Source organism: Bacillus sp. S4 (assembly GCF_040838205.1).
GTDB lineage: Bacteria > Bacillota > Bacilli > Bacillales > Bacillaceae_G > Bacillus_A > Bacillus_A cereus_U.
Genome location: NZ_JBFPJI010000378.1, coordinates 1 through 2,935 on the forward strand (window position 1 = coordinate 1; position 2,935 = coordinate 2,935).

The following is a 2,935-nucleotide window of genomic DNA, read 5'->3' on the forward strand; positions in this document are numbered from 1 at the left end:
CAACTAGGTTTTTAATTAGATGTTGTATTGACTTTTATTTTTAAAAATCTCATCAACAGCTTTCTCATACCCACCTGACTTTCGGAAAGATTCCTTCATATTCAAAGCAGCTTCTTTAAATGATATATCACCTAACACAAAATCTACACTTTCACGTAGTTGACTCTCCACTAATCCTTGCATTTGTAATGTAACTCCTGCTCCGAGATTCTCAACTTGCCTTGCAATTACTGGCTGATCCGCACTTTGCGGAATTACAATTAGTGGCACCCCATTATAAAGTCCTTCATGCGTACTATTCATCCCACCGTGTGTAATAAATAATTTTGTATATGTAAGCACCTTAGTTTGTGGAACATAATTTTTCACAATGAAGTTTTTAGGAATCTCACCTAAATCACTTATTTTAGTCTTTTCACCGATAGACATAACAATAGTATAATCGGTATTCTCAAACGCTTTAAAACAAAGTTTATAGAAAGTAATGGCCTCGTTAAAAACCGTACCTAGTGAAATATAAATGGGACTTTCCCCTTCGATTGCAGTAAAATCGAAGTTTTCTTTTCTTAATTGTGTAGAAAGAGATGGTCCTACAAATTTATATGATTCATCAAAAGCTTCTCCAAAAGGTTGGAACTCCCTAGTTGTATAAACAATTGTAAGTGGTGCAGGATTACAGAAAACTTCATAAGGTGATTTAATTTCAACACCATATTTTTCTTTAATTCCTATCGTTAAGTTTTGATAATCATTTTTAATTTTTTCAATAGATTCCTCTGATATATTTTTCGAAAGATGTTCTAACATTCTTGTAAATGATTTTTCATCCTGCGCAAAAGATGTACATGAATTAATTGCTGGCAGCTTAAGAATTTGAGCAATTAGATGTCCACAGCCAAACATAGAATCGTGAATGATGTAATCAAAATGTTCTCCTTCAATTTGTTCAAGAACACTCGGTATAATAACATCTGCTGTATGTAAAAGACCATTTATTCTTTCTGGTAAATAATTTCGACCACCGGAAAGAAAAGCTTTTATAAACTTTTGGTCGTCAATTGTTCGTACAGTAGCCCCTGTTTTTTCAATACGCTCCCTGAAAGCTTCTATTGAAAAATAAACTACCTCTTCACCGCGGGAAATTAGTTCTTCTACAACTTTAATGGTTGGATTAATATGACCTTCTGATCCAGCGTTAATGAATAAAACACGTGCCAATGTAAACACTCCTTAGGTTAAATGATTTCTATGTTGTCATTAGGAGTACAGACACTTTCCGTACTCCTATCTTTTATTCTCCTTCTAAATGGACCTAGCAAGCCTAAAACCAAGATCATCTATATGAAATGTAGGATGGCTACGGCGGCGACAAGTAGCACCGCACCCTCTCGCTCCTTCAGCCCAGCTACCACCCCGGAAAATTCGGTACGATCCATACACCTTTTCATCATACAAATCGTAACACCATTCCCAAACGTTCCCTAACATATCATATAATCCCCATGCATTCGGTTCTTTTCCCCCGACCTCATGAATATGTCCATCTGAATTTTCATTATACCAAGCAATCTCTTTAAGCTTTCCATATATGTATCCAGTAGTTCCTGCCTTACACGCATATTGCCACTCTGCTTCAGAAGGTAATCGGTAGCCATTGGAATCTAAATTACAACTAACAATTTGACCGCTATCACTAATAGAATAATACTCTTTTAATCCCGCTTTTTTTGAAAGTAAATTACAAAACACAATCGCATCATTCCATGAGATACTTACAACTGGTTTATTATTATCTCTGAATATATTTGGTGTATTATTCGTAATAGCATCATATAATTCCATCGTTACAGCATATTTTGCAAGAAGAAATGGTTTAACTTGAACTTTCCATTCTTTTTTTATTCGATCATCTCTTAATACTACCTCTCCTGTTGGAACTTTTACCATATAAGAATCAGTCGAGCGAATGATTTCATTCAATATTATCCCTCCATTCAAAATGGAACATAAATTAATGCTTTTAACGCACCAATTTATACTTACTGCACTTCCTTTAAGAATCGTTGAACCTCATTTGGTGTTTTTAAAATAATAACTCTTTTATCCTTATTTAATTGATCGAGTCTTTTTAAAATTGCAGGTCTTTTCGTCTTAGGATATTCCCATATCCATTTGAAAAATTGCAAGTCAAACCTTTCTTCACATCCAGCACCCGTATCCGGTCTTGTTTTATTCCGATATTGCACAATTCTTTTAAAAGCACGATAAACACATATTGTTCTATGAATATCAAGAAAGATAATTGTATCCGCTACGTTAATTCTTATGTCCATTGTCCCGCCATAATTCCCATCAATAATCCACTTTTCTTCTTTAATTAAGTCATTTTGAACTGTTCTTTGTTCCTCCCTCGGAACACCTACCCAATTCGGTTTCCAAAATAACGCATCAAGATGATACACCTGTATTTTTAGTTTATTTCCTAACTGCCTTGCTAATGTAGATTTTCCTGAACCACCAGAACCAATTAATATAATTTTTTTCATAAATGGCTCCTTTTTAAAATCCCTTATTTCTTCCGTAATATAAACTCACCAAGCATTCCTACTCCAACACCAATTGTGTAAGCCACTAAATCACTCCATAAAAATCCGTACCCTAATACGAGTCCACCTAAAGTCGTTGCGCGAATGCTATCTATCCAAGTCTCATGGTACAATTGGCTAATTTCAATCCCGTAGCAAAATATCAAACTAATAAAAGCTAATTTCTTCGTTTCTATTTTAGAAAATAAAAATCCGAATCCAGTGAAAATCATTAATGCCCATAACGCATCACCTAAGTAGTCATTTAATAGATCAGGTAATGCAAAAGCAAACTTTCTGGAAATAAGACCTAAAATAACAACAACTATAGTAAACAGTGCATATAGTAA

At 34.3% G+C, this 2,935-nt stretch carries 4 protein-coding genes; all 4 read right to left on the bottom strand.

The window, feature by feature from the left end; genetic code table 11:
- Window positions 1-15: 15 nt before the first annotated feature.
- Window positions 16-1,218, bottom strand: a complete 1,203-nt coding sequence (locus tag AB3X48_RS20390; protein ID WP_367959870.1) for a macrolide family glycosyltransferase — start codon at window positions 1,216-1,218, stop codon at window positions 16-18.
- Window positions 1,219-1,302: 84 nt separating this feature from the next.
- The gene (locus AB3X48_RS20395) at window positions 1,303-1,947 is read right to left on the bottom strand and encodes a formylglycine-generating enzyme family protein (RefSeq protein ID WP_206771694.1); all 645 of its coding nucleotides are present in this window, start codon (window positions 1,945-1,947) and stop codon (window positions 1,303-1,305) included.
- Between the two features lie 92 nt (window positions 1,948-2,039).
- Window positions 2,040-2,546: a DNA topology modulation protein gene (locus tag AB3X48_RS20400; RefSeq protein ID WP_367959871.1), complete on the bottom strand. Its 507-nt coding sequence runs from the start codon at window positions 2,544-2,546 to the stop codon at window positions 2,040-2,042.
- 23 nt (window positions 2,547-2,569) lie between these two features.
- Window positions 2,570-2,935 (bottom strand): ribosomal maturation YjgA family protein (locus AB3X48_RS20405; RefSeq protein WP_367959872.1); only part of this gene is annotated, 366 nt, incomplete at its 5' end.

Excerpts from the sequence above, each read along its gene's own strand:
- AB3X48_RS20395 (WP_206771694.1), bottom strand. The coding sequence starts at position 1,947 with ATGGTAAAAGTTCCAACAGGAGAGGTAGTATTAAGAGATGATCGAATA.
- AB3X48_RS20400 (WP_367959871.1), bottom strand. The coding sequence starts at position 2,546 with ATGAAAAAAATTATATTAATTGGTTCTGGTGGTTCAGGAAAATCTACA.